The organism is Lewinella sp. W8 (assembly GCF_004375085.3).
GTDB lineage: Bacteria > Bacteroidota > Bacteroidia > Chitinophagales > Saprospiraceae > Neolewinella.
This window is the reverse complement of record NZ_SNAQ03000041.1, coordinates 1-4,230: the sequence shown is the minus strand read 5'-3', so window position 1 is coordinate 4,230 and position 4,230 is coordinate 1. Positions and strand designations below refer to the sequence as shown.

At 55.0% G+C, this 4,230-nt stretch carries 4 protein-coding genes; 2 read left to right on the top strand and 2 right to left on the bottom strand.

Annotated features, from left to right (window positions below; all coding sequences use genetic code 11):
* The first annotated feature begins 287 nt into the window (after window positions 1–287).
* Window positions 288–1,379, top strand: a complete 1,092-nt coding sequence (locus E1J53_RS23755) for an AAA family ATPase (protein ID WP_134274842.1) — start codon at window positions 288–290, stop codon at window positions 1,377–1,379.
* A gap of 21 nt (window positions 1,380–1,400) precedes the next feature.
* On the opposite strand, the gene E1J53_RS23750 is transcribed toward E1J53_RS23755, so the two are convergent.
* Window positions 1,401–1,718, bottom strand: coding sequence for a GNAT family N-acetyltransferase (locus E1J53_RS23750; RefSeq protein WP_134274841.1), 318 nt, complete (start codon window positions 1,716–1,718; stop codon window positions 1,401–1,403).
* A gap of 373 nt (window positions 1,719–2,091) precedes the next feature.
* On the opposite strand from E1J53_RS23750, the gene metF reads away from it, so the two are divergent.
* The gene (gene metF, locus E1J53_RS23745) at window positions 2,092–3,054 is read left to right on the top strand and encodes a methylenetetrahydrofolate reductase [NAD(P)H] (protein ID WP_134274840.1); all 963 of its coding nucleotides are present in this window, start codon (window positions 2,092–2,094) and stop codon (window positions 3,052–3,054) included.
* Window positions 3,055–3,112: 58 nt separating this feature from the next.
* Here metF and E1J53_RS23740 read toward each other — a convergent pair whose 3' ends face one another.
* On the bottom strand, window positions 3,113–3,622 hold the full coding sequence (locus E1J53_RS23740) for an RNA polymerase sigma factor (protein WP_134274839.1): 510 nt from the start codon (window positions 3,620–3,622) through the stop codon (window positions 3,113–3,115).
* Window positions 3,623–4,230: the final 608 nt, after the last annotated feature.

Below are 4,230 nucleotides of genomic sequence, written 5' to 3'. Positions count from 1 at the left end.
GAGCCTGGGACCGTCCTTTCCACATTCTCCGCGCCGAAATAAATCCCCGAAGGGGTTTCTTGCGGGAGAATGTGGAAAGCACTCAGGAATAACTTTTAACCAGACACAGTTTATTGAACTATCCCAACTCCCTAGCTTCCAACAGACCAACAGACCAACAGACCAACAGACCAACAGACCAACAGACCAACAGACTAACAGACCAACAGACCAACAGACTAACAGACCAACAGACCAACAGACCAACAGACCAACGAACTCCCTATCTTGCGGCAAAACCTTACACCTTGGCGAAAAAGAAATCGGAGCCGGCAATTTTACGTCCTCACGCGGAGGATGCCTACGCGGAGGAGTTAGCGGCCCTGGCGAAGGAAGACGAGGCTACGCGTCCTACGGGCTGGGCTTTGAGTCCGCGGGCGGTGGTGCGTTATCTGCTCGGGGATCAGCTGGCGGACGGCACGGAGATTTCCACCAAGTACTTTGGCGACCGGCGGTTAATTGAGGTGGCGGTAGCCAGTCTGGTGACGGACCGTGCCCTGCTGCTGGTGGGGGTTCCGGGAACGGCCAAGACCTGGGTGAGTGAACATCTGGCGGCGGCGATCAGCGGAGACTCCACCCTGCTCGTTCAGGGGACGGCGGGGATGAGTGAAGACGCGCTCCGGTACGGCTGGAATTACGCCCGTTTGTTGGCGGAGGGGCCGAGTGAAGCGGCGCTGGTGCCCAGTCCGGTGATGTCGGGCATGCAGGCCGGGAAGCTGGTACGGCTGGAGGAGTTGACCCGTATTCCCAGCGACGTACAGGACGCGCTGATAACGGTGTTATCCGAAAAGATCTTGCCCATCCCGGAACTCAACCGAGAGGTGCAGGCCCGGCGGGGCTTTAACGTCATCGCCACGGCCAATGATCGGGACAAGGGCGTCAATGAATTGAGTAGTGCCCTGCGCCGACGGTTCAATACCGTCGTCATGCCCCTGCCGGCTTCCCTGGAGGAGGAGGTGCGCATCGTGACGGATCGCAGCCAGGCGGCGGCGGCGGGGATGGAACTTCCGCCCGTGGAGGCAGACGCCGCTAAAGAAATTACCCGGCTGGTGACCATCTTCCGGGAGTTGCGCAGCGGGCGCACCGAAGACGGACGCACCCAGCTCAAGACACCCAGCAGTACCCTCTCCACGGCGGAGGCCATCTCGGTGGTCAACCAGAGCCGGGCCCTGAGCCACCACTTCGGGAGCGGGGACCTGGAACCGGAGTATCTGGCCGCCAGCCTACGGGGGGCGATCATCAAGGACCGGGGACAGGACGAGCCCGTGTGGCGGGAATACCTGGACGTGGTGGTGAAAAACCGGAAGGCGTGGGCGGATTTATGGGAGGTGCTGAAGTAAACCGGGCGAAGTCACTGAAGATCAGAGTTTCTCGTAACCTTTGAATTTTTTATCTACGATCCGCTTCCACTCGGGATGCCTTTTGAGGTAGGCAAAGACGTAGGGGCAGTAGGGGAGCAACAGTTTGCCATGCTGGTCAATCCAGTGCAGGGTCTTTTCCACTACGGCCGCCGCGGCGCCGGTGCCGGCCAGTTCGGGGGCGGCTTCGGTGTGAATGAGGGCCATCCGGTGCGTGGTTTCCTTGAAATCAATGAAGGCCAAATGTCCGTTGACTTCAAGCTCGAACCGTTTTTTCTCATCGTTTTTGACGAGCGGAAGGTTTTCAAATTCTTCTTTCATCTTGGTTCTGGTTGAGGCGCCGAGGGGGAATGCTTAAGGTGAAAAACCGGAAAGGCCTGGATTAGTTGTTGCCGGAAATCTTTGCAACCAGGTAAAGTACGAGGATTCCGTTACACTGCATCCCGGCAGAGCACGAGGATTCCGTTACACTGCATCCCGGCAGAGCACGAGGATTCCGTTACACTGCATCCCGGCAGAGCACGAGGATTCCGTTACACTGCACCTGCGGTGACGCCCAAAAACTCTTTACCCTACGGCGATGGCGAACCGGTGGTCGGAGAATGGGCCGATAATGACGAAGGCGTGAAGCTGGCGGACCGGGATAGTGCGGGGCATACGTGTATCTTTGCCGCCCCCAACGAACCATTGTACCATGCGCGTTACGGAATATTTTGAGAAAGCCAAGGGAGATACGCTGGTGAGCTTTGAAGTCTTGCCCCCGCTGAAGGGAGGCAGTATGCAGGCGATTTTTGACGCCCTCGATCCCCTGATGGAGTTTAAGCCTCCCTTCATTGACGTGACGTATCACCGTGAGGAGTTCATTTACAAGCGCCGGGCCAGTGGGTACTACGAGAAGACGGCGATCCGCAAGCGACCGGGAACGGTGGGTATCTGTGCGGCCATTATGCACCGCTACGGAGTGGACGCCGTGCCGCACCTGCTGTGCGGAGGGTTTACGAAGCAGGATACCGAAAACGCCCTGATTGACCTGGCCTTCCTGGACGTGCAGAACGTACTTGCCCTGCGCGGAGACGCCCGTAAATTTGAGGGCAAGTTCATTCCGGAACCGGAGGGGCACCACTACGCTTCCGAGCTGGTGGAGCAGATTACGGACATGAATAAGGGGAAATACCTGGACGAACTGGTGAACGGAGACGAAGCGACCAAGACCAACTTTTGTATTGGTGTTGCGGGGTATCCGGAGAAGCACTTTGAGGCGCCGAATCTCGAGATTGACCTGCGGTACGTCAAAAAGAAAATCGAGGCGGGGGCGGACTACATCGTCACCCAGATGTTTTTCGACAACCAGAAATACTTCGACTACGTGGATGCCTGTCGGGCGGCTGGGATTAACGTACCGATCGTGCCGGGCCTCAAGCCGCTGACCAAGCTGTACCAGTTGACTTCCATTCCCCGTCTCTTTCACGTTGACCTTCCGGAGGACCTCGTCAAGGCCGTGACCAAAGCCAAGGATGCTGAGGGGCGCCGACGGGCGGGCATCGAATGGTGCATTGCCCAGAGTAAGGAGCTCAAGGAGCGGGGCGTACCCTGTTTGCATTACTATACCATGGGAGACAGCTCCACGATTCACCAGATTGCTTCCGCCGTGCACTAAAAAACGCCAGCGCGGGAGCACTGGCGTTCTGGTTTATGTTATGGGATCACTTTAGGGCCTAGGCGGCTACTGGGTTTTTAATCTTTTGCTTGAGTTGTTGGCGGGCCACGAAAATCCGGCTCTTGACCGTGCCGATGGGGACATTCAGTTGTTCGGCGATTTCCTGGTACTCATATCCCTGATAGAAGAGCATGAAGGGTACGCTATAAATTTCCTTCAGGCTGCTAATGGTTTCAATGTAGCTCTTCATGCGGAGGTTGTGCTCAGCCTCGTTGGGAATAGCATTCTGGCTTTCCAGGGCGTAGCTGAACTCTTCAACCGGCTGATTAATGTGCATCCGACTTTTTCTTTTACGGTAGTTGTTGATGAAAGTGTTGCGCATGATGGTGCAAATCCAACTCTTGTAGTTCGTGCCGGCCGTAAAGCTTTCGCGGTAACGGTAGGCCTTGATCGTAGTTTCCTGAACAAGATCTTCAGCGTCCTGACGACTCTGGGTCAGACGGAGAGCGTACGAGAAGAGAAGATTCTTGAACTGTTGCGTCTTGATGGTGAATTCCTGGTTAGTCATCAGTTACTCTTTTTGGTTAAACACTGCTGGTTACGCCGATTTCTATTCCAAAAAGCGTGCCAAAAATGCAATAATTTGATTATCAGTAATTTACATGCAGGGCCCAAAAGTCCTTGATGAAATTTGGTGATCTTATTTAATCAAAAAATGCTATTTCAGGCATTTTAAGCGGGTGGTCATCAGGGCAGAATGGAGGTATGGCCCAAAAGAGAAGAGTGGGATAATGCGCTCGCCGGAGAGCTCCGCTGGCCAGGAAATAAGTTGTGGGACAGTGGGCACCTGCAGAATACCTTTCTCGGGGGATGATTTTTGCCGTGAGGGCCACCAGGAATCGATGAGTTTGACCCGTTCGTCCTGATGTCGGGCCCGGCAGAGCACGCGTATACCGCATCACCGACAGAATCTTAAATCTTTGGTTTCTCGGATACTTCGAGGACCGGCTTCACTATCTTCCCCAGAGCGCTCCTCAGAGCTGTCGAGAGTAACGAGCTGCTCCGATTACTATAGTCCTTGCAAGTTTTGATGATACTTTTTGCAATACATAGTGTCTTTTTCCAGGCAGGCATAAAGGACTTTGATGATTTTGTTACGTACGGCATTGATTGCTT

What these genes read in the sequence shown, in the direction of transcription:
- metF (WP_134274840.1), top strand. Translation starts at nt 2,092, where the DNA reads ATGCGCGTTACGGAATATTTTGAGAAAGCCAAGGGAGATACGCTGGTG.
- E1J53_RS23740 (WP_134274839.1), bottom strand. Translation starts at nt 3,622, where the DNA reads ATGACTAACCAGGAATTCACCATCAAGACGCAACAGTTCAAGAATCTT.
- E1J53_RS23750 (WP_134274841.1), bottom strand. Translation starts at nt 1,718, where the DNA reads ATGAAAGAAGAATTTGAAAACCTTCCGCTCGTCAAAAACGATGAGAAA.